This window comes from Micromonospora musae, assembly GCF_003626635.1.
GTDB lineage: Bacteria > Actinomycetota > Actinomycetes > Mycobacteriales > Micromonosporaceae > Micromonospora > Micromonospora musae.
This window is the reverse complement of the sequence record NZ_RAZT01000016.1, coordinates 18,955-38,799: the sequence shown is the minus strand read 5'-3', so window position 1 is coordinate 38,799 and position 19,845 is coordinate 18,955. Positions and strand designations below refer to the sequence as shown.

Annotated in this window: 21 protein-coding genes; 6 read left to right on the top strand and 15 right to left on the bottom strand. The window is 73.8% G+C overall.

Features of this window, described 5'->3' with window-relative positions; translation table 11 throughout:
- Window positions 1-82: 82 nt before the first annotated feature.
- A complete protein-coding gene (locus D7044_RS26705) occupies window positions 83-622 on the bottom strand; it encodes a DUF4240 domain-containing protein (protein WP_120678973.1) in 540 nt (179 codons plus the stop codon).
- Window positions 623-747: 125 nt separating this feature from the next.
- Here D7044_RS26705 and D7044_RS26700 point away from each other — a divergent pair, with 125 nt between their 5' ends.
- Window positions 748-1,725, top strand: coding sequence for a phosphotransferase (locus D7044_RS26700; RefSeq protein WP_120690528.1), 978 nt, complete (start codon window positions 748-750; stop codon window positions 1,723-1,725).
- Between the two features lie 175 nt (window positions 1,726-1,900).
- Window positions 1,901-2,167: a 30S ribosomal protein S20 gene (gene rpsT / locus D7044_RS26695; protein WP_120678804.1), complete on the top strand. Its 267-nt coding sequence runs from the start codon at window positions 1,901-1,903 to the stop codon at window positions 2,165-2,167.
- Window positions 2,168-2,415: 248 nt separating this feature from the next.
- On the opposite strand, the gene D7044_RS26690 is transcribed toward rpsT, so the two are convergent.
- The 9 genes from D7044_RS26690 to pepN all read right to left on the bottom strand — a co-directional run bounded on the left by D7044_RS26690 (window position 2,416) and on the right by pepN (window position 13,172).
- On the bottom strand, window positions 2,416-2,889 hold the full coding sequence (locus D7044_RS26690) for a hypothetical protein (RefSeq protein ID WP_120678806.1): 474 nt from the start codon (window positions 2,887-2,889) through the stop codon (window positions 2,416-2,418).
- Window positions 2,886-3,866, bottom strand: coding sequence for a DNA polymerase III subunit delta (gene holA / locus D7044_RS26685; protein ID WP_120678808.1), 981 nt, complete (start codon window positions 3,864-3,866; stop codon window positions 2,886-2,888). Before holA ends, D7044_RS26690 begins: the two co-directional genes overlap by 4 nt.
- A 378-nt stretch (window positions 3,867-4,244) precedes the next feature.
- Window positions 4,245-6,632: a ComEC/Rec2 family competence protein gene (locus D7044_RS26680; protein WP_120690527.1), complete on the bottom strand. Its 2,388-nt coding sequence runs from the start codon at window positions 6,630-6,632 to the stop codon at window positions 4,245-4,247.
- Window positions 6,633-6,634: 2 nt separating this feature from the next.
- A complete protein-coding gene (locus D7044_RS26675) occupies window positions 6,635-7,555 on the bottom strand; it encodes a ComEA family DNA-binding protein (RefSeq protein WP_120690526.1) in 921 nt (306 codons plus the stop codon).
- A 135-nt stretch (window positions 7,556-7,690) separates the two neighbouring features.
- Entirely contained in the window at window positions 7,691-8,551 is an 861-nt protein-coding gene (locus D7044_RS26670; RefSeq protein WP_120678815.1) for a DegV family protein, read from the bottom strand.
- 194 nt (window positions 8,552-8,745) lie between these two features.
- Window positions 8,746-9,375, bottom strand: coding sequence for a histidine phosphatase family protein (locus D7044_RS26665; protein ID WP_120678817.1), 630 nt, complete (start codon window positions 9,373-9,375; stop codon window positions 8,746-8,748).
- Window positions 9,372-9,779, bottom strand: a complete 408-nt coding sequence (gene rsfS, locus D7044_RS26660; RefSeq protein WP_120678819.1) for a ribosome silencing factor — start codon at window positions 9,777-9,779, stop codon at window positions 9,372-9,374. Before rsfS ends, D7044_RS26665 begins: the two co-directional genes overlap by 4 nt.
- A gap of 110 nt (window positions 9,780-9,889) precedes the next feature.
- Window positions 9,890-10,486: a nicotinate-nucleotide adenylyltransferase gene (nadD, locus tag D7044_RS26655; RefSeq protein ID WP_120678821.1), complete on the bottom strand. Its 597-nt coding sequence runs from the start codon at window positions 10,484-10,486 to the stop codon at window positions 9,890-9,892.
- A 169-nt stretch (window positions 10,487-10,655) separates the two neighbouring features.
- Window positions 10,656-13,172 carry an aminopeptidase N gene (gene pepN, locus D7044_RS26650; protein ID WP_120690525.1) on the bottom strand — a complete coding sequence of 839 codons (2,517 nt, stop codon included), beginning with the start codon at window positions 13,170-13,172 and terminating at the stop codon, window positions 10,656-10,658.
- 69 nt (window positions 13,173-13,241) lie between these two features.
- Between pepN and D7044_RS26645 the strand changes: the two genes are divergently transcribed.
- The gene (locus D7044_RS26645) at window positions 13,242-13,460 is read left to right on the top strand and encodes a DUF397 domain-containing protein (RefSeq protein ID WP_120678825.1); all 219 of its coding nucleotides are present in this window, start codon (window positions 13,242-13,244) and stop codon (window positions 13,458-13,460) included.
- A gap of 82 nt (window positions 13,461-13,542) precedes the next feature.
- Here D7044_RS26645 and D7044_RS26640 read toward each other — a convergent pair whose 3' ends face one another.
- Window positions 13,543-13,965: a hypothetical protein gene (locus D7044_RS26640; protein ID WP_233565136.1), complete on the bottom strand. Its 423-nt coding sequence runs from the start codon at window positions 13,963-13,965 to the stop codon at window positions 13,543-13,545.
- 332 nt (window positions 13,966-14,297) lie between these two features.
- On the opposite strand from D7044_RS26640, the gene D7044_RS26635 reads away from it, so the two are divergent.
- From D7044_RS26635 to D7044_RS26625, 3 genes are all read left to right on the top strand, one after another.
- The gene (locus tag D7044_RS26635) at window positions 14,298-15,545 is read left to right on the top strand and encodes a cytochrome P450 (RefSeq protein ID WP_120690524.1); all 1,248 of its coding nucleotides are present in this window, start codon (window positions 14,298-14,300) and stop codon (window positions 15,543-15,545) included.
- A 252-nt stretch (window positions 15,546-15,797) separates the two neighbouring features.
- Window positions 15,798-16,280: a DUF4383 domain-containing protein gene (locus D7044_RS26630; RefSeq protein ID WP_120678829.1), complete on the top strand. Its 483-nt coding sequence runs from the start codon at window positions 15,798-15,800 to the stop codon at window positions 16,278-16,280.
- A 178-nt stretch (window positions 16,281-16,458) separates the two neighbouring features.
- Window positions 16,459-17,118, top strand: a complete 660-nt coding sequence (locus D7044_RS26625) for a DUF6766 family protein (protein ID WP_120678831.1) — start codon at window positions 16,459-16,461, stop codon at window positions 17,116-17,118.
- 42 nt (window positions 17,119-17,160) lie between these two features.
- Here the strand turns inward: D7044_RS26625 and D7044_RS26620 are convergent, their stop codons facing one another.
- The 4 genes from D7044_RS26620 to rplU all read right to left on the bottom strand — a co-directional run bounded on the left by D7044_RS26620 (window position 17,161) and on the right by rplU (window position 19,825).
- A complete protein-coding gene (locus D7044_RS26620; protein ID WP_120690523.1) occupies window positions 17,161-17,610 on the bottom strand; it encodes a GNAT family N-acetyltransferase in 450 nt (149 codons plus the stop codon).
- A gap of 70 nt (window positions 17,611-17,680) precedes the next feature.
- Window positions 17,681-19,156 carry a GTPase ObgE gene (gene obgE, locus D7044_RS26615; protein WP_120690522.1) on the bottom strand — a complete coding sequence of 492 codons (1,476 nt, stop codon included), beginning with the start codon at window positions 19,154-19,156 and terminating at the stop codon, window positions 17,681-17,683.
- Window positions 19,157-19,244: 88 nt separating this feature from the next.
- Window positions 19,245-19,499: a 50S ribosomal protein L27 gene (rpmA, locus tag D7044_RS26610; protein ID WP_120678837.1), complete on the bottom strand. Its 255-nt coding sequence runs from the start codon at window positions 19,497-19,499 to the stop codon at window positions 19,245-19,247.
- An 11-nt stretch (window positions 19,500-19,510) separates the two neighbouring features.
- Window positions 19,511-19,825: a 50S ribosomal protein L21 gene (rplU, locus tag D7044_RS26605; RefSeq protein ID WP_120678839.1), complete on the bottom strand. Its 315-nt coding sequence runs from the start codon at window positions 19,823-19,825 to the stop codon at window positions 19,511-19,513.
- Window positions 19,826-19,845: the final 20 nt, after the last annotated feature.

The following is a 19,845-nucleotide window of genomic DNA, read 5'->3' as shown; positions in this document are numbered from 1 at the left end:
TCCGTTCTGGTCGGCTGACGTGAGCAGGCCGGCGCGGAGCCGGCCCCCTATATGCTCCCACGCCGTCTCCGGCGCGGTCGGATCACTCCTCCGGCGGCTCGACGAAGAGCGCGGCGAGCCGCGGCAGCTGGCGCCGCGCCGACTCCTCGTCGTCGAAGTCCCAGAAGTCGAGCTCCGGCGCGGGCCCGGGCGCGGGATCGGGATCGGCCGGCAGGTCGGCGGCGGTCGCCTTCCGGTACGCCTCCCAGGGCACCGCGAGCATGTCCTCCGACTCGAACTCCTCGCCGGTGAGCGCGGCGGACCGGATCTGCGGCAGCTCGGCCAGAGAGTCCGGGTCGGCGACCGCCCGGGCGAAGACCTCCCGTCCCTGAGTCATCAACCAGCCACGGAAGTACTCGAAGCCGTCGTCGGAGGCGCCCCCGTTGATCAGGTACGCGGCCCCCCAGAGGTCCACCGTGCGGGACGCGACGAGCACCCGCCGCTGGTGGCGCGCGTAGCCGACGATCTCCGCCGGGTCGTGCTCGGCCAGCAGCGCCGTCGCCCGCGCGGCCACCGCCGGGGCCTCTCCCCCGCCGCCGGCCCGGGCCCGATCGATCAACTGCCAGAACTCGTCGGTCCTCATGGCCTGGCAGTCTCTCAGACGACCGGGCGGAACGGCGTCGACCGGGCGCGACGCCTCGATCATCGCCGAGGGATCGTCGGCGTGCGCGGCCGGCCGCGCCAGCACGGATAGGACAGCATGGGGTCATGTCGGTCACCCCTCCGCCGTACGACGCGACCGCCGTACGGCCGGCCTGGACGGACCTGCCGCCCGGGCTGCGGTCGGCGATAACCGCGCGGCTGGGCGCTCCGGTCACCGCCACCCGCGTGGCGGGAGCGGGTTTCACCCGGGGCTTCGCGGCCCTGCTGAGCACGGCCGACGGCTCGTCGGTCTTCGTCAAGGCGGCGGCCAGGACGGACCAGCCGCGACTGGTCGACTGGTATGCCCGGGAGGTCGCCGTCCTCGCCCGGCTCCCGGCCGGGCTGCCGGTGCCGCGACTGCGCTGGACCCTCAGCGCGGCCGACTGGTACGTGTTGGGCCTCGAGGCCGTCGACGGCCGTACGCCCGACCTGCCCTGGTCGCCGGCCGATCTCGCGGCCGCCCTCGCCGGGTACGCCGAGCTCGCCGCCGCGCTGGCCCACCCGCCGGCCGAGCTGACCGCCCTCGACCTGCCCCACCTGGCCGACCTGGCGCGCGAGGACATCCTCTGGTGGGGCGAGGTGGCCGCCGGGCGTGAACCGGCGCCGCCGCTGCCCGCGCTGGTGCAGGGGCGGCTGCCCGAGCTGGTCGCGCTGGAGTCACGCCTGCCCGGTTACGCCGCGGCCCGCACCGGGCTGATCCACGGCGACCTGCGCCTGGACAACGTGCTGATCGACAGCCACCGCGTCGCCTGGTTCTGCGACTGGACCTGGCTCTGCCACGGGCCGGCCTGGTTCGACCTGGTCACGCTGCTGCTCACCGCGTACGCCAGCGGGCTGGACGCCGACGGCCTCTTCGCCGAGCACCCGGCCGCCGCCGGCGCTCCCGCGGACGCACTGGACGTGACGCTGGCCGCGCTGGCCGGCTACTTTCTCACCACCGCCGAGGCGACCCCGCCCACCGCCTCTCCGCAGATCCACCGGCACCACCGGTTCAGCGGTGAGACGGCGCTGACCTGGCTCGCCGCCCGGCAGGGCTGGGCCTGACCCGGCCCGCGCCCCTCGCGAGGCGGGCCCGCCTCCCGGGTGGGACGACGGCGCGGTCGGGTGCCGTTTTGGCTCGTCCCGGCCGACCTGGTAACCTGGCTTTTCGCGCGGCGATGACGCATGCTCGTCGTGCGGAGAAGCTGACCAACCCGAGCTATCAAGACGAGGCTGTCGCGTGGCGAACATCAAGTCCCAGATCAAGCGCAACCGGCAGAACGAGAAGCGCCGGCTGCGTAACAAGTCGGTCAAGTCGTCGCTGAAGACCGCCATCCGCAAGTTCAACGAGGCCGCCGAGTCCGGCGACGTCGAGCAGGCCACCGCCCTCATGCGGGACGCCTCGCGCAAGCTCGACAAGGCGGTCAGCAAGGGCGTGATCCACTCCAACCAGGCCGCGAACCGGAAGTCCGCGATCGCCAAGCGCGTCGCGTCGTTCTCCGCCTGACCCTCGCGGCGTCAGACATTGCCGGAAGCCCCGGGCGTTGCCCGGGGCTTCCGGCTGTCCGCGTTCTGGGCCCCGCCCGCTCTCGGTCGACTCGAGTTGCGCCGAGGTCGGGCTGTTCCGGCTGACGGGTCACCCGGCCTCGGGGAGATCGGGTTGATCACGGGCTGAGGCCCGGACGTCGAGCGGGGCCCCGGGACAGACGCTCCGGGGGCGGACGGAGAACGAGCGTCGTCCCGGCGACGGACGGTTCAGTGCCGATCGGGGCCGACGCTCGGACCGATCTCGCGACGGGCGGACCGAACCTCGGATCCGTCCGGTCGGGGTGTGGAACCGGACGGCTCGGCCGAGACGACGATGCCGGAAACGCTGTGGGTGATCCATTCCACCCGCGCCCGTCCGACCACCGGTTCCATCTGTCGGCGGAACCGGTCGCGCTCCTGCTCCGGCACGAGCGCCGCGGACCGGACCACGACCGCGGCCACCATGTCGTTCAGCTTGACCATGACGGCGACGGCGGCCGGCAGGATCAGCACGGCCCACCAGCTGACCAGCTCGGCGAGGGCGAGCAGCACCGCCAGCGCCACCACTCCCTCGAAGAAGAGGAAGCAGAGCACCCCGCCCGGATTGACGAACCGCAGCCCCAGCACTCGCGCGTAGAGCGGGCGGTACTGCTCCTCGTCGGCCGGCAGGGTGGCCCACGCCGTACGAGGAGATCCGGTCACCGGGCGCCGCCCTGCCGGGCGGCGGCCATCGAGAAGACGGCCCGTTCCAGGGCGTACGCCCGATCGTCGGAGCCACCCTTGACGGCCGCGTTGCACTCGGCCGCGGCCTGCATGGCCTGGGCGAGCCCCTCCGGCGTCCAGCCTCGGCTCTGCCGCTGCGCCCGCTCGATCTTCCACGGCGGCATGCCGAGGGTGCTCGCCAGCTGGTACGCGCTGCCCCGCCCGGCGGACGCGACCCGGGCCACGGTGCGCACACCGTCGGCGAGCGCATCGGCGATCGGCACCGGGTCGACCCCCACGTGCAGCGCCCAGCGCAGCGCCTCCAGCGCGGCCGGCACGTCGCCGACCATGGCGGCGTCGGCGACCGTGAAGCCGCTCACCTCGACCCGGCCCCGGTAGTACCGGGCCACCGTGTCCGCGCCGATCCGGCCGTCCGTGTCGGCGATCAGCTGCGAGCTCGCCGCGGCCAGCTCGCGCAGGTCGTTGCCGATCGCCGCGATCAGCGCCTCGGCGGCCTCCTCGGTGCACTTCCCGCCGCCCCGACGGATCTCCTCGCGGACGAAGGCGACCCGGTCACGGTGCCCCTTGAGCTTCGCCGCCGGCACCACCGTGGCACCGGCCGCCTTCAGCCCCTCCGCGAATGCCTTTCCCTTGGCGGCCCCGAGGTGCAGTACTACCAGCTGCACCTCCGGGTCGGGATTCTTCGCGTACGCCAGCAGGGCGGCGACCAGGTCCTTGCGGGCGTCCTGACCGGAGCGGAGCACCAGCAGCCGCCGGCCGCCGAAGAGCGACGGGCTGAGCATCTCGGCCACTTCGCCCGGGGCGAGCGCGCCGGCCTGGTACTCGCGGACGTCGACGTCGGGGTCGACGCTGCGCGCTTTGACGACGGCTTCGGTCACCGCGCGCGTGGCGAGCAGCTCCTCATCGCCGAGGACGAGCAGAATGGGGGCGAGGCTGGCGGGGGTCACGTCGCCCATATTCGCACGGCCCGCTGCGGGATCGTGCCTGCTCACCGGCCGCTCAGGCGGCGGAGCCTGCACTCAGCGCAAATCCAGACATTCGCCTTGTTTATGTATCAAACGACACAAATTCCCCAGCAATAGCGCTTTCATGTCCGAGCAGTTCGCGCCAGCCTCAGGGCCATCGCTACCGGTCCGGCAGTTCGTGCCGGCCCCGAGCGCGCCATCGCTACCGGTCCGGCAGTTCGTGCCGGCCCCGAGCGCGCCATCGCTACCGGTCCGGCAGTTCGTGCCGGCCCCGAGCGCGCCATCGCTACCGGTCCGGCAGTTCGTGCCGGCCCCGAGCGCGCCATCGCTACCGGTCCGGCAGTTCGTGCCGGCCCCAGTGGGCTGTCGCTACCGGCCACCGGCCGGCACACCCCGGGCCACCACCGCGAGACCACGGTCGCCGGAGACCGCGGCCGCGTCACCGTCGGTGTCGGTCCGCAGCACCCGCGCCCCACCACGGGCCAGGTGGGCCAGCAGCTCCGGATGCGGATGCCCGTACGTGTTGCCGGTACCCACCGGCACCAGCGCCACGGCTGGGCGAACCGAGTCGAGGAACGCCGGATCCTGATAGGCCGAACCGTGGTGTGCGACCTTCAACACCTCGGCGCGTAGCGCAGCCGGCGGCAGCCGGTCCAGCAGCGCGCGCTGCTCCTCGGTCTCGGCGTCACCGGGGAGCAGGATCCGCACCCCCGCCACCGTCGCGCGTACGACGAGCGAGTTGTTGTTCGGATCGGATCGAGTGCCGCGCAGCGGATGAGGCGGGCCGAGCACCACGAGCTCCGTCCCGCCCGCGCGATACGCCCAGCCGGCCGAGACCGTCGACAGTCGCGCTCGCCCGGCGACGGCCGCCGCCCGTACCAGTCCCTGCCCGCCCTCCGGCTCACCCCAGGCGGGAGTGACAACGGCCGCCACCCGACGTCCCCGGAACACTCCGGCGACCCCGCCCACGTGGTCAGCGTGGTAGTGGCTCACCACGAGAAGCGGCACCTCGCGCACCCCCAGCCGGCGTAGGCACCCGTCCACCGCCGCCGGCTCCGGCCCGGCGTCGACAACGACCGCCCGCCCCGCCGAGATCGGCAGCACCACGGCGTCGCCCTGCCCGACCGCGCACGCCACCACCACCCACCCTGCGGGTGGCCAGCCCCGGGCGACCAGGCGTACCGGCAGCGCACCCAGCACCGCCGCGACGCTGACCACCGCCACCAGTCGGCGCACCACGGGCCGCCGGACGGCGACCAGCAGCGCCACGGTCGATGCTGCCAGCAGCAGGGCACCCCACACGCCGTCCGGCCAAGGCAGCGTGCCCGCCGGCAGCCGGGCGCCGTGCCGGGCGACCAGCACCAGCCACCAGGCGGGCCAGCTCGCCAGCCAGGCGGCGAACTCGGCACCGGCCGACCAGAGCGGCGACAGAATGGCCGCCAGCACACCGAGGACGGTGGCCGGCGCGATGGCCGGCACCGCCAGCAGATTCGCGGGCACGGCGACCAGGCTGACCGTGCCGGAGATGCCGGCGACGACCGGCGCGCAGGCGAGCTGCGCGGCGGCGGGCACCGCGAGCGCCTCGGCCAGACCGGGCGGCACTCCGCGGCGGCGCAGTCCGTCGCGCCAGCGTGGCGCGAGCAGCAGCAGCCCACCGGTGGCCAGCACCGAGAGCGCGAAACCCGCGTCCCCGGCCAGAGCCGGGTCGACGAGCACCAGCACGGTCACCGCCGCGGCCAGGGCGGGCAGGGCGGCTCGGGGCCGGCCCGCAGCCAGCGCGGCCAGCCCGATCGCCCCCATCGTCGCGGCCCGGACCACACTCGGCGACGGGCGCACCAGGATCACGAAACCCACCAGGGCGACCCCGCAGAGGCCCGCGGCGAGCCACGGGCCCGCCCGGCACCAACGGGCGAGCAGCAGCACCGCACCGACCACGATCGCCACGTTGGAGCCGGAGACCGCGTTGAGATGGGTCATCCCGGTGGCACGGAAGTCCTCCTCGACGGCCGGCAACAGCCGGCTCGTGTCGCCCACCACCAGCCCGGGCAGCAGGCCGCCCTGTTCGTCGGGGAGCGGCGCGCAGGCGCGTTGGAGCCCGGCGCGCAGCGACCCGGCAGCGCGCTGAGCCCAGGACGGTGGACCGTGCCGCAGCGGCGGCCCGTCGGCGCTGAGCACCGCTGCGGTGAGGTCGCCGCCGCGCGGCACGTCGAGTGGTCCCTGCGCGGTCAGCCGCTGCCCGGGCAGCAGCCCCTGCCAGGCCGGATTCGCGGCGAGCACCAGCACCTGGGCCGGCCCGGTGATCCGCGTACCGCCCGGCCGGCGGAGTTCGACCAGCTCCGTGGGGACCAACAGGGTGCCGGGGCGACCGGTCGTGCTGCGGATCGGCCGGGGATCCTCGCGGACCACCAGTTCGGCGCTGACGCTCGCCCCCTGCTCCGCCAGGGTGCGCAGGGCCGCGGCGTCGCGTACGGCAAGCCGGGCGGCGCCGACCGTGCCGCCGCAGACGACGCCGAGCCCCACCGCGACGGCGATCCAGCCGTGCCGCCGGGCGCGCCGGCCGGGCCGCCCGAGCAGACCGAGCAGGTGCAGCGAGCCGGCCACGCAGAACACGGCCGCCACCGCCGCGACCAGCAGCACGGTCGGCGCACCGACGTGCAGCCCGGCCAGCGCCGTGAGCCAGGTCGCCACCGCGAGCCCGGCCAGCCGCAGATCCGGCTCGCCGCCGCCGAGCCCGGTCCCGCTCTCCTCCGGTGGCATGCTCACACCGTCACCAGTTCCTTGAGCTGCTCGTAGCGGGCGTCGCCGATCCCGTCGACCTGCCGGAGGTCGCCGACCGACTTGAAGCCGCCGTGCTGCTCACGGTGGGCGAGGATGCGTTGGGCGAGCACCGGGCCGACCCCGGGCAACGCGTCGAGCTCCGCCAGGGTCGCCGTGTTGAGGTTGACCGGGCCGCCGGCGGCCGGGGCGGCCCCCGCCGCGGGCCCGGCCGCCTGCCCGGCGACGGCGGGCGGCGGCGTCACCCCGACCACGATCAGCTCACCGTCGGCCACCTTGCGGGCCGGGTTGAGCAGGGCGACGTCCACCCCTGGCAGTGCTCCGCCGGCCGCCTCGACCGCGTCCGCGAGGCGGGCACCGGCCGGTAGCCGCACCAGCCCTGGGCGGCGGACCTTGCCCGCGACCGCGACCACCAGTTCGGCGCTCGGGCTCGCCGCCGGCTCGGCGACCTCCTCGGCCGCCGGCACGGTGGCGTCGGCCACCGGCGGGACGGGCTCCGCCTGCGGTCGCGCCCGCCAGGCCCAGAACCCGGCGCCGAGCACCACCAGTACGGCAACGACGGCGAGCGCGCGCACCCCGCGCCGTCCCGGGTCGAACGCGGCTGGGCCGGGCAGCCGGCGGCCGGTCGCGGGCTCCGGTCCGCCCGGGACTGACGACTCGTCGGCAGGTACACGCTCCGTGGTGGTCGACTCCGGCTCCAGTCGGCCGTCGTCGACGGCCGATCGGAGCGGCCGATCGCCGAGCGGGTGCGTTCCGGGCACAGGGTCGACCACAGCGGTTGGCTCGCCGCGCCCCGGGGCCGGGGCGAGCAAGGGCAACTGGCCGGCGGGCAGCGACCCGGTCGGCGGTGGCGCGGTCAACCGCAGCAGGCGGCGGCGTACCACGGTCTCGTCGTCGTGTGACACGGCGCGACGCTACGGTGGCGCTCCGCCTCCGCGCGGTTCCCGAGCCGTCGCCTGTGGACGGAGGGGCCACCTGTGGGAAACGCCCTGATCATGCGGGCGTCTGCTAGCCGGCCCGGCGCTCAGGACCGGAGCGGGTCACCCCGCTCCGGCCGGCCGGCGGTGCACGACGACACAGGCCAGGCCGGGGCCCGCGTGCGCCGCGACGACGGCGCCGGCCTCCGAGACGTACGTCTCGCGCACCTGGTCGCCGAGGCGCTCGGTCAGCGCGGCGAGCAGCGCCTCCGCCCGCTCCGGCGCGGCGAGGTGATGCACGCCCAGATCGACCTCGGCGTCCCCGGCCGACTCGACGGCCAGGTCGACCAGGCGCGCCACACCTCGGCTGGCCGTGCGCACCTTGTCCCGCAGCACGATGGTTCCGTCCGGCATGTGCATGATCGGCTTGACCGAGAGCGCGGTGCCGAAGAGCGCCTCGGCCGCGTTGATCCGCCCTCCGCGGCGGAGGAACTCCAGGGTGTCCACGTAGAAGTAGATGGTGGTCCGCTCCGCGGCGTCGACCGCCGCCCGGCGTACCCCGTCGAGGTCCACGCCCTGCGCGGCGGCGGTGGCGGCCGCGAGCACCGGAAAGCCCAGGCCCAGGCCGGTGGAGCGGCTGTCGACCACGACGACCCGGTCGCCCAGGTCGGCGGCGGCGAGCTGGGCCGCCTCGACCGTGCCGGAGAGCTCCGCCGACAGGTGCACCGACACCACACCGTCGGCGCCGGCGTCGAGCAGCCGGCGGTACGTCTGCGCGAACTGCTCGGGCGCGGGGCGGGAGGTGCTCGCCGAGAGCCGCCGAGCGCCGAGCGCCCGGATCGCGTCGACCGGGGAGATCTCCACCCCTTCCAGCCCTTCCGCGCCGTTGAGCACGACGGTCAGAGGGACGACGGTCAGCCGGTGCGTACGTACCAGCTCGGGCGGGAGGTAGGCGGTGGAGTCGGTGACGACCGCGACGGGCATGCCCGGCACGCTAGCCGATGGCGTTCGTCAGGACGAGGCCCCGCGTCCGGCCGATGTGCGCCGTCGGCCACGACGGGGCCGCGCCTCGACGCCGGGCCGGGCCTCCGGCCGACGGACGGCGGGCCGGGCCTCCGGCCGACGGGCCGGGCCTCCGGCCGACGGGCGGCGGGGCCGGTGCTGGCGCGCGGGGCGGCTCAGACGGCGTCGGCCACCACGGGTGCGGCCACCAGGCCGGCGTTGTGCGCGCGCAGGTGCCAGCCCCGCACGTCGTCGTGGCGCAGCTCCGTCCAGTGGCAGTTCTGCAGGGAACCCACGGTTCGCAGGATCGCGGCGTCCCAGCCGAGCAGGTGCCCCACGCCCTGGCGGGCGCCGCCGCCGTGGGTGGCGACCACGACGGTGCCGCCCGCAGCGGCGGCCGCGGCGGCCCTCAGCGCCGCTCCGACCCGCTCGCCGAGGTCACCCAGCGTCTCGATCTCGGCGCCCGGGTCCGGGTCACCGGCGCGCCAGCGGGCGTACTCGTCGGGGAAGCGCTCGGCGACCTCGGTGAGGGTGAGGCCCTGCCAGTGCCCGAAGTGGCGTTCCCGCAGCCGCGCGTCGGCGGTCACCGGCAGCCCGGTCACGGCGGCCAGCGCGGCAGCGGTGTCGGCGGCCCGGCTCAGGTCGCTCGCCACGATGACGTCCGGACGCAGTGCGGCGAGCAGCGGCGCCGACGCTCGGGCCTGCTCGCGGCCGAGGTCGTTGAGGGGTACGTCGGTCTGTCCCTGGACCCGATCGGCGGCGTTCCAGTCGGTGTTGCCGTGCCGCCAGACGATCAGCCGGGTCATTCGGTGGCGGAGCCGGTGCCGGACTCGGCGTCGACCAGGTCCCGGTCGACGAACGGGATGGTCGGGCAGTCCTTCCACAGCCGGTCGAGGGCGTAGAACTCGCGCTCCTCGGTGTGCTGGATGTGCACGACGATGTCGACGTAGTCGAGCAGCACCCAACGGCCGGCGCGCTCCCCCTCCCGCCGTACCGGCTTGGCCTTCTCGGGCAGCTCCAGCAGGCGTTCCTCGATGGCGTCGACGATGGCGAGCACCTGACGCTCGTTGGGGGCGGCGGCGATCAGGAACGCGTCGGTGATGGCGAGCTGGTCACCGACGTCGATGATGACGATGTCCTGTGCCTTCTTGTCGGCGGCGGCCTGGGCCGCGGCGGTCGCCAGCTCGTAAGCGCGTTCGGAAACTGTCACCGTTCTCCTTCGATCAACCGTGCGACCCCTCAAGCGTCTCACACGTCGCGTCGTCCGGACTTGTCAGTTCTGGTGGATAACCCACCCGATCAGGGGCTCAGAGGGGCATATCACCGCTGATAAAGGCCACGCTTGGCGATGTACTGCACCACACCGTCGGGCACCAGGTACCAGACCGGTTCACCCCGGGCGACGCGATCGCGGCAGTTGGTCGAGGAGATCGCCATGGCGGGCACCCGCACGAGGGTGACCGTGTCGGCGGGCAGGTGCTTGTCGGTGAGCTCGAAGCCCGGCCGGGTCACCCCGATGAAGTGCGCCAGCTCGAAGATCTCGTCCAGGTCCTTCCAGGAGAGGATCTTCTCCAGCGCGTCCGCTCCGGTGATGAAGTAGAGCTGGACCTTGGGGCCGTACTCGGCGTGCAGCTCCCGGAGCGTGTCGACCGTGTACGTCGGGCCGCCCCGGTCGATGTCGACGCGGCTCACCTGGAAGCGCGGGTTGGAGGCGGTGGCGATCACCGTCATCAGGTAGCGGTCCTCGGTCGGGCTGACCGGTGTGTCCGCCTTCTGCCACGGCTGACCGGTGGGCACAAAGACCACCTCGTCCAGCCCGAACCGGTCCGCCACCTCGCTCGCCGCGACCAGGTGTCCGTGGTGGATCGGGTCGAAGGTGCCACCCATGATCCCGATCCGCCGGATATCTTCCTCCACCCCGTGATCGTAGGCCGGACGCCGGCACGGAGACCCTCGATGGTGACGTGGCCCGCACCACGCCGTGGCCGGGTGGCGACCGGCGGGTTACGGCCGGTCGCACACCTCACAGCCCGGTCGTGGCGACGCCGGCCGGGTGCCCCCGCGGCGGCCCGCCGTCCGACGGCGGTCAGGCGGCGGCGGCCGCGATCGCCGTCCGGGCGACCAACGCCCGGCGCAGGTCGTCGTCGGCGTCGGTGACCACCCGGCGCAGGCCGGGCGTCAGGTCGTCGCGCGCCAGCAGCGCCGCGGCCGCCTCCCGGGTGGGCTGCGCCACCGCGTACCTGGGAAAGGCGCGGCCGGCCACCCGGTCGGCCGTCCAGGGCGTACGCAGCCGCGCGGCGGCCGCCATCTCGGCGAAGAACCGTTCGACGTACGGCGCGGTCAGCTCCGCCTGCTCGGGTTGCCAGAAGCCCTCCGCGGCCGCCTCGACCAGCCGGTTGGAGAGTTCCGTGTTGCGTACGACGATCTCCCAGGCGGCGCGCTTGGCGTCCGCGTCGGGCAGCGCGGCACGGCACGCGGCGGCCCGCTCGGCGCCCGCCGCGCTCTGGTCGGCCGCGGCCTCCGCGGCGATCTCCGATTCGCCGGCCGCGCCGAGCACCACCAGCCGGCGCAGCACCGCCCAGCGCAGCTCGGCGTCGACGGCGAGCCCCGCGGGCACCGCCCGGCCGGCGAGCCAGCCGATCAGCAGGTCGGCGTCGCTGCTGGCGTCGATCAGCCCGCGCGCGGCGGCGAGCTGAAGCGATCCGCCGGACGGCGCACCGTGCAGCAGAGCCGCGCAGGCCTCCGCGATCAGGGCGAGCGACGCCTCGCGCGTCGTGTCGTCGAGGTAGCGGTCGACCAGCGAACGGCTCTGCGTCAGCAGGTCCTCCGCGATGATCACCTCGGTCTCGGCGGGGAGCGCTGCGGCGATCAGCGCGACCAGGCCGCTCACCGGCCGCTCCCCGTCGGTCGCCGCGTCCAGCGCCTCGCGCCAGAGCAGCGCCCGCGCCAGCGGGTCGGCCAGAGCAGGCAGCAGCAGCCGCACGGCGTCCGCCGAGGCGGGGTCGAGGCGGACCTTCGCGAACGTGAGATCGCCGTCGTTGGGCAGCAGCAGCCGGGCGGCCGGCACGCCGGTCAGCTCGGGCAGCACCGTCCGGCCCTGCGGCGCGTCGGCGGCGAGGTCCACGTCGATCCGGTCGACAGTGCCGTCGGCGGCGTACCGGCCCACGCCGATCCGGTGCGGACGCAGCACCGGGTGCGACTCGGGGGCGGTCTGCACCACGGCGACCTCCTGGTAGCGCCCGTCCGCGTCGACGGCCACCTCGGCGCGCAGCGTGTTCACCTGGGCCTGCCGCAGCCAGCGCTCGGCCCAATCGCCGAGGTCACGACCGCTCGCCGCGGAGAGGTTGGCGAGCAGGTCGGCGAGGGTCGCGTTGCCGAACCGGTGCGCCGCGAAGTGCCGGTTCAACCCGGCCAGGAACGCGTCGTCGCCGAGCCAGGCGACCAGTTGACGCAGCACGCTCGCGCCCTTGGCGTACGAGATGCCGTCGAAGTTGAGCAGGCCCTGGGCGGCGTCGGCCACCTCGCGCGGGGCGACGGGGTGCGTGGAGGGGCGCTGGTCGGCCGCGTATCCCCACGCCTTGCGGCGCAGCGCGAACGTGGTCCACGCGTGGTCGAACCGGGTCGCCTCGGCGGTCACCCGGGTGCCCAGGTAGTCGGCGAAGGACTCGTTGAGCCAGAGGTCGTCCCACCAGCGCATGGTGACCAGGTCGCCGAACCACATGTGGGCCATCTCGTGCGCGATGGTGTTGGCCCGCCGCTCGCGCTCGGTGTCGGTCACCGCGGAGCGGAAGACGAGGTCGTCGCGGAAGGTGACCAGGCCGGGGTTCTCCATGGCGCCCGCGTTGAACTCCGGCACGAACGCCTGGTCGTACTTGCCGAACGGGTAGCGCTCGGCGAAGAGCTCGTGGAACCGGTCGAAGCTCTGCTTGGTGACGGTGAAGATCTCCTCGACGTCGGCGTCGAGGTGCTCGGCGAGCGAACGACGGCAGTAGACGGCGAGCGGGATCCCGTCGTGCTCGTCCCGCCGGACGTGGTACGGCCCGGCGATCAGCGTGAAGAGGTAGGTGGCGAGCGGCCGGGTCGGGGCGAACTCCCAACGCCCGGGTCGAGGGGTCGCCACGACCCGCTCGTTCGCCGCGACCGTCCACTCCGCGGGGGCGGTGACGGTGAGGCTGAACGGCGCCTTCAGGTCGGGCTGGTCGAAGGCGGCGAAGATGCGCTGCACGTCGTCGAGGAACGACATGGCGTAGAGGTAGGTCTCGCCGTCGGCCGGGTCGACGAAGCGGTGGATGCCCTCGCCCGTGTTCGAATACGCCATCTCGGCCTCGACGGTCAACGTGTTGCGTTCACGCAGCCCCGGCAACGGCAACCGGTTGTCGGTCAGCCCGGCGGGGTCCAGCTCGTCGTCGTTGAGCCGTACCGCCAGCAGCTTCGCCGGCTTGACCTCGGCGAAGGTCTCGGTGCCCGCGGCCGCCCGGAACCGGATCGTCACGTGGGAACGGAACAGCCCCCCATCACCGGTCAGGTCGAGGTCCACTTCGTAGGACTCGACGGTAATCGCCGCGCCACGCGCGGTCGCCTCTACACGGGTAAGGCTGGGCATCCGCTTATCCTGCCCGATAGGGATCGGTATGCGCTCCCCGGCTTCGACGCGTGCACTGGAGGATTGACCATGGCTCAGCACCCCAAGGGAGACTTCGACCTGTCCCGGGCGGTCTGGCAGCGGGCCGAGGGTGACGCCACCGACGGCGCCGTGGAGGTCGCCTTCGTCGACGACCTGATCGGCATGCGCAACTCCGCCGAGCCGGACGGGCCGGTCCTGGTCTTCACCCAGGACGAGTGGGACGCGTTCGTCGCCGGCGCCCAGGACGGCGAGTTCGACCTGGCCTGACACCCGGGCGCGGAGGCGACCGGCGCGGGCCGCCGGAGCGACGGGGTGGACCCGTCGCGACGGCCCCGCGCGGTACGGCCGGTCACGAGTCCCCGTCGCCCCAGCCGAGGCCACCCGGGCCTGCCGCGTGGTGGAAGCCGGGGTGACCGGCCACGTCGACACAGTGTTCGGCGTCCGGGCCGACCGCACCGCAGAAGAGTCGTTCGGCCCGGTGCCAGGCGTCGGCCGGGGAGAGCGCCGCCGCACCGAGCGCCAGCTCGGGCCGGAGCAGGCTCAACGCCTCGGCGTAGCCGACGGCCAGTTCACGGGCCTGCGCCGGGCCCGGCGCAGTGAAGCCCAGGTGCACCGTGAAATGGCGGGGTGGCGGCGCGGGCCGCCGTGGTGGAGCGATCAGCGGCGCCTCCGCCGCGCCCGGGGCGAGGCCGAGCGGGCCCGGGCCCAGGCCGGGCCGGCCGCCGGGCGCCCCGGTCGTCCGCCCCCACCGCGACGAGCTGCTACCCCGCATTGCGCCTCCCCGTGATCCTGCTTCCGCAGGTGCGCCGCACCCCGCGCCGCACCGGGCGACGCTCCGCGAGGCCGCGCCGCTCACCGAAGCGAACCAGGTTTCCGCGCTCCTGGGAGGGGCCAGCGGACGTCGTCGTCCGCTGGCCCCTCCCCCCGACCGTCCGCCGCCGCTCGGCACCCGCAAGGCGACGCACGGCCCGCGGCCGGAGCGGCCGGCCGACGCCGACTCCGGGTGCCGCGCGGGATTCAGCCGCCCCGGACCGGGGTAGACGGCAGTCGGCCGACGGGCCACCCGCCCGGAGGCCCCGCCGCCACCCGCGTCAGGAGGCCCCGATGGCGAGCATCCCGGCCGACCGGAGTCCGGAGAGCTCCCTCGCGCTGCTCCGCGACGGCTACCGGTTCATCGGCTCGCGATGCGACAGGCACGGCGGCGACATCTTCCAGACCCGGCTGCTGCTGCGGCCGACCATCTGCCTACGCGGGCGGGACGCCGCGGCGCTCTTCTACGACACGGACCGCTTCGAACGCGCGAAGGCCACTCCGATGCGCGTGCAGCGGACGCTGACCGGGCGCGGCGGGGTGCAGGGGCTCGACGACGCGGCGCATCGGGCCCGCAAGGAGATGCTCCTGTCGCTGATGACCCCGACCGCGCTCCGCCGCCTGGGCCAACTCTTCGACGACGAGTGGCAGGCCCACCTCTCGCGCTGGGCGGGTGCCGGCCGCGTCGTGCTCTACCCCGAGCTGGGCCGGATGCTCACCCGGGCGGTCTGCGCCTGGGCCGGCGTGCCGCTGCCCGACGCGCAGGTCGACCGGTGCGCCGGCGACCTGCACGCCATGATCGGAGGCGGCGCGGCGATCGGCCCGGGACACTGGCGCGGGCTGCTCGCCCGACGCCGGGGCGAACGCTGGCTGGCCGGCCTCGTCGACCGGACCCGCAGTGGCGCAGTGCCCGCCCCCGCCGGCAGCGCGCTGCGGGTCGTCGCCGAGCACCGCGACGAGCGGGGCCGGGCGCTCCCCCGCCGGATCGCCGCCGTCGAACTGCTCAACCTGCTGCGGCCGACCGTCGCCGTCGACCGGTTCGTGGTCTTCGCCGCGCTCGCCCTGCACGACCACCCCGAGTGGCGGCAACGGGTGCGCGACGACGACGCGGCGACCGAGCGGTTCGTCCAGGAGGTGCGGCGGTACTACCCGTTCTTCCCGGCCGCCGCCGCGCGGGTACGACGCCCCTTCGTCTGGCGGGGCTACCACTTCCCACGCGGCCGTCGGGTCCTGCTCGACCTGTACGGCACCAACCACCATCCGGCGCTCTGGCCCGAGCCGGAGCGGTTCCGGCCGGAGCGCTTCGACGGCGGGCCACCGGACCCGTTCGCGCTGATCCCGCAGGGCGGCGGGGACCACGCGACCGGACACCGCTGCGCCGGCGAGTGGATCACCATCGAGCTGATGAAGCGCGCGGTGACCAACCTGACCAGCCGGATGCGGTACAACGTACCACCGCAGGACCTGGCGGTGAGCCTGCGCCGGATGCCGGCCCTGCCGCCGAGCGGATTCGTCATCACCGGCGTACGCCGCACCGCCTGACCGGACTCGGCACGACGAAACGATCGAGCTGTGGAGCGACGGGCAGGGGGCCGCGCCGCCCGTCGAGTCACCCGTCCCGGCCGCCGCCGTCGTACCTGTTCTCGCATTCCTCTGCGCCACCGGGCACGCCGACTCGAAAATGGGGCATCGCTGGGCCGCGTCACGTCACCGCCTCGGATCGTGAGGTGAACGGTCCGCACGGCCAGCGGCCGGCCGACCGTCGGCGGGTCTGAATCTCCGGAGGTGGCATCGATGGCAAGGGACGCGCGCGCCGGCCGACCGGCACGGCCCAGGCCCAACGTGCAGCTGGCCGCCGTGACGGTCGCCGTGTTCTTCCTCGTCATCGGCGCGTTCGGCTTCGTTCCCGGTGTCACCACCAACTACGACGAGCTCTCCGGCGCCGGGCGCAATTCGCAGGCCATGCTCTTCAACGTCTTCCAGATCTCGATCCTGGACAACGCGGTACACCTCTTCTTCGGGCTGCTCGGCCTCGTGATGGCCCGGACCATCGCCGGCGCCCGGCTCTTCCTGGCCGGCGGTGGAACGTTCTACCTCGGCGTCTGGCTCTTCGGCTTCGCGATCAACCAGGACGGCGCGGCGAACTTCCTGCCGGTGAACAACGCCGACAACTGGCTGCACCTCGGCTTCGGCTTCGGCATGCTCGTCCTCGGCCTGCTGCTCTCCAACCGGTACGGCACCGGCGGGCGCCTGGACGCCCCCGCCGAGCGCCGCTGACGTCGCGCCGCCGCAGACGCCGCTGGTACGCCTCGCGTGCCGCCACCGACCGCTCGGTCGCCCCTGTCCGGCGCCGTCACCCGAACGGGTGCTCCCGCGCCGGGGCGGACTGGTCCGGTTTGCCCGCTGAGCCGGTTGGGCAACGGAGAGTTGCCGGAGCAGCGCCGAGGAGGTCGAGATGCCGCGTTGGTTGCGGAAGAACGCCCTCGCAGTCGCCATGTTCGGCGCGTTCTTCGTCTTCCTGGCACTGCAGAGCGTGTTCGGCTGGCAGAGCCACAACGAGGAGTTGACCGAGTTCGGGGCCGCCCCGTTGAGCTGGCCGGCGTACCTGGCCACCGGGCACTTCGCCGAGGCGGTCTTCGAGAACTGGGAGTCGGAGTTCCTGCAGATGGGCGGCTACGTCCTGCTCACCGCGTACCTGGTGCAGCGGGGGTCGGCGGAGTCGAAGCCGGAGGACGAGACCGACCGCCCCGAGGACGACGAGCGCCGGGCCACCGCGGCCTCACCCTGGCCGGTACGCCACGGCGGGCTACCGCTGGTGATCTACCGGAACAGCCTCTCCATCGCCCTGCTGCTGATCTTCGCCGGCTCCTTCGTCGGGCACCTCTTCGGCGGCACCGCGCAGTACAACGCCGAGCAGGCGCTGCAGAGCGGCGCCCCGCCGATCAGCTCCCTCCAGTTCCTCGGCACCAGCGACTTCTGGTTCCAGTCCATGCAGAACTGGCAGAGCGAGTTCCTGGCGGTCGGCACCCTGGTCGTGCTGAGCATCTTCCTGCGTCAGCACTCGTCACCGGAGTCCAAGCCGGTCACCCGGGCGCACGCCGAGACCGGCGCCTGAGCCGTCGGTAGCAGCCCGAGCGGCGACCCGGGCCCGCACCGGTCAGGCCGGCACCGGCAGCCGCTTGGCGAAACAGACGCTGTACGGGTTGCCGACGTACTCGCCGTAGGTCGGGATGGGCTGGTAACCGCAGGAGGTGTAGAGCCCGATGGCGGCCGGCAGGTACGTGCCGGTCTCCAGGCGGATGGTGCTGTGCCCCCGCTGGTACGCCAACTCCTCCAGCGCGGCCAGCAGCTGGCGGGCGATGCCCCGCCCCCGGTACGCCGGCCGGACGTACATCCGCTTGATCTCGCCGGTCTCCGCGTCGAGGGACTGGAGGCCCCCGCAGGCGACCGCCCGACCGTTGACCACGACGGCGAGGTACCGGATGCCGTCATGGGTCTCGGTCGCCTGCCCGTCCAGCCCGCCGTCCGCCTCGCGCAGCTCACGCTGCTGGGCGGTGACGAGGGCGGCGATCTCCGGATCGATGGCGACGCGGAACTCGATCAGCATCGCTTCACGGTAGGCCGGACGGATTTCCGCCAGGTTTCCATGAAACGACCCGATCGCGGACGGTACCGAGCTATTCGACGTCGTCGACGTCCTCGGCCGCCGTATCGGCGTCGGCGGACGTCTCGGTCCCGAGCTCGTCGGCCGGTCGCTGCCGGCGCGCCTTCCGGGCGGCCAGCCGCTCGGCCGCGTTGGCCCGCGTCGACTTCTCCTCCAGCCGCTGGTCGGCCCCGCGCACGTTGGGAACGAACTCCGCTCCGGCGTAGAGCGTCGGCTGCCAGTCGAACTCGCGCTCGCCGATCCGGACCAGATCACCGGGTTGGGCGCCCGCCTTCGCGAGCTTCTCCTCCACGCCGAGCCGGGCCAGCCGGTCGGCGAGGTAGCCGACCGCCTCGTCGTTGTCGAAGTTCGTCTGGCGTACCCAGCGCTCGGGGCGCGAGCCGCGGACGGTGTAGGAGCCGTCCGACTCCGCCTCGATGGTGAAGCCGGCGTCGTCCACCGCGGTCGGCCGGATCACGATCCGGGTCGGCTCGATGATCGGCGTCGCCGCGCGGTTCTCCTCGACGAGCTGCGCCATGGCGAACGTGAGCTCCTTCAGCCCCTCGCGGGTGGCGGTGGAGATCTCGAAGACCCGGAAGCCGCGCGCCTCGAGGTCCGGCCGCACCATCTCGGCCAGGTCACGGCCGTCCGGGACGTCGATCTTGTTGAGCGCCACCAGCCGGGGCCGGTCCGCAAGGCCGCCGTACTCGCTCAGCTCGGCCTCGAGGGCGTCGATGTCGGCGAGCGGGTCCCGGTCGAGCTCCAGGGTCGCGGTGTCGACGACGTGCACCAGCACCGCGCAGCGCTCGATGTGCCGGAGGAACTCCAGGCCGAGCCCCTTGCCGCTGGCCGCGCCGGGGATCAGGCCCGGCACGTCGGCGACGGTGAAGGTGTGGCTGTCGACCCGGACCACGCCGAGGTTCGGCACCAGGGTGGTGAACGGGTAGTCGGCGATCTTCGGCTTGGCCGCGGAGATCACCGAGATCAGCGAGGACTTGCCGGCCGATGGGAAGCCGACCAGGCCGACGTCCGCGACGCTCTTCAGCTCCAGCACCACGTCGAGGTGCTCGCCGGGCTCACCGAGCTCGGCGAAGCCCGGCGCCTTGCGCCGGGAGCTGGCCAGCGACGCGTTGCCCCGGCCACCCCGACCGCCGCGCGCCGCCTCGAAGGTCGTGCCGGCGCCGACCAGGTCGGCGAGCACGGTGCCGTCCTGGTCGAGCACCACCGTCCCGTTGGGGACCGTGAGTACCAGATCGCCGCCGTTGGCGCCGTCCCGGTTCGACCCGGCGCCGCCGTTGCCGCTCGGCGCCTTCACGTGCGGGCGGAAGTGGAAGTCGAGCAGCGTGTGCACCTGCGGGTCGACGACCAGCCGTACGCTGCCGCCGTGCCCGCCGTTGCCACCGTCCGGACCACCGAAGGGCTTGAACTTCTCCCGGTGGATCGAGACACAGCCGTGCCCGCCGTCGCCGGCCTGCAGGTGCAGGACGACCCGGTCAACGAACGTCGTCACGCTGTCAATCCTTCCAGCGGGGAACGCCCCGCACGAGAAAAGCAAAGCGGGCCGGGACACCAGGTCCGCGGCCCGCTTCGCCGGAAAACTACTGCTGCGGCACGATGCTGACGGTCTTGCGACCGCGCTTGGTGCCGAACTGGACCGCACCGGCGGACAGCGCGAAGAGCGTGTCGTCCCCGCCACGGCCGACCAGGTCACCCGGGTGGAACTTGGTGCCGCGCTGCCGGACGATGATCTCGCCGGCGCTGACCACCTGGCCACCGAATCGCTTCACGCCGAGCCGCTGGGCCGCGGAGTCACGGCCGTTACGCGAGCTGGACGCACCCTTTTTGTGAGCCATCTGAGGACGACCTACTTCCCGCTGGAGATGCCGGTCACCTTGACCTGGGTCAGCGGCTGGCGGTGACCCTGGCGCTTGTGGTAGCCGGTCTTGTTCTTGAACTTGTGGATCCGGATCTTGGGGCCCTTGGTGTGCGCGGTGATCTCGCCGGACACCGCGACCTCGGCGAGCTTGGCCGCGTCGGTCACCAGGTCGTCACCGTCGACGAGGAGCACCGCGGCGAGCTTCACCGCGTCGCCGGGAGCACCGGCGAGCTTCTCGACCTCGATCACGTCGCCCTCGGCGACCTTGTACTGCTTGCCGCCGGTCTTGACGATCGCGTACATCGGAGGCGGACTCCCTGTCG

Excerpts from the sequence above, each read along its gene's own strand:
- D7044_RS26705 (WP_120678973.1), bottom strand. The coding sequence starts at position 622 with ATGAGGACCGACGAGTTCTGGCAGTTGATCGATCGGGCCCGGGCCGGC.
- D7044_RS26700 (WP_120690528.1), top strand. The coding sequence starts at position 748 with ATGTCGGTCACCCCTCCGCCGTACGACGCGACCGCCGTACGGCCGGCC.
- holA (WP_120678808.1), bottom strand. The coding sequence starts at position 3,866 with ATGGGCGACGTGACCCCCGCCAGCCTCGCCCCCATTCTGCTCGTCCTC.
- D7044_RS26680 (WP_120690527.1), bottom strand. The coding sequence starts at position 6,632 with ATGCCACCGGAGGAGAGCGGGACCGGGCTCGGCGGCGGCGAGCCGGAT.
- D7044_RS26670 (WP_120678815.1), bottom strand. The coding sequence starts at position 8,551 with ATGCCCGTCGCGGTCGTCACCGACTCCACCGCCTACCTCCCGCCCGAG.
- D7044_RS26665 (WP_120678817.1), bottom strand. The coding sequence starts at position 9,375 with ATGACCCGGCTGATCGTCTGGCGGCACGGCAACACCGACTGGAACGCC.
- pepN (WP_120690525.1), bottom strand. The coding sequence starts at position 13,172 with ATGCCCAGCCTTACCCGTGTAGAGGCGACCGCGCGTGGCGCGGCGATT.
- D7044_RS26645 (WP_120678825.1), top strand. The coding sequence starts at position 13,242 with ATGGCTCAGCACCCCAAGGGAGACTTCGACCTGTCCCGGGCGGTCTGG.
- D7044_RS26640 (WP_233565136.1), bottom strand. The coding sequence starts at position 13,965 with ATGCGGGGTAGCAGCTCGTCGCGGTGGGGGCGGACGACCGGGGCGCCC.
- D7044_RS26635 (WP_120690524.1), top strand. The coding sequence starts at position 14,298 with ATGGCGAGCATCCCGGCCGACCGGAGTCCGGAGAGCTCCCTCGCGCTG.
- D7044_RS26630 (WP_120678829.1), top strand. The coding sequence starts at position 15,798 with ATGGCAAGGGACGCGCGCGCCGGCCGACCGGCACGGCCCAGGCCCAAC.
- D7044_RS26625 (WP_120678831.1), top strand. The coding sequence starts at position 16,459 with ATGCCGCGTTGGTTGCGGAAGAACGCCCTCGCAGTCGCCATGTTCGGC.
- D7044_RS26620 (WP_120690523.1), bottom strand. The coding sequence starts at position 17,610 with ATGCTGATCGAGTTCCGCGTCGCCATCGATCCGGAGATCGCCGCCCTC.
- rpmA (WP_120678837.1), bottom strand. The coding sequence starts at position 19,499 with ATGGCTCACAAAAAGGGTGCGTCCAGCTCGCGTAACGGCCGTGACTCC.
- rplU (WP_120678839.1), bottom strand. The coding sequence starts at position 19,825 with ATGTACGCGATCGTCAAGACCGGCGGCAAGCAGTACAAGGTCGCCGAG.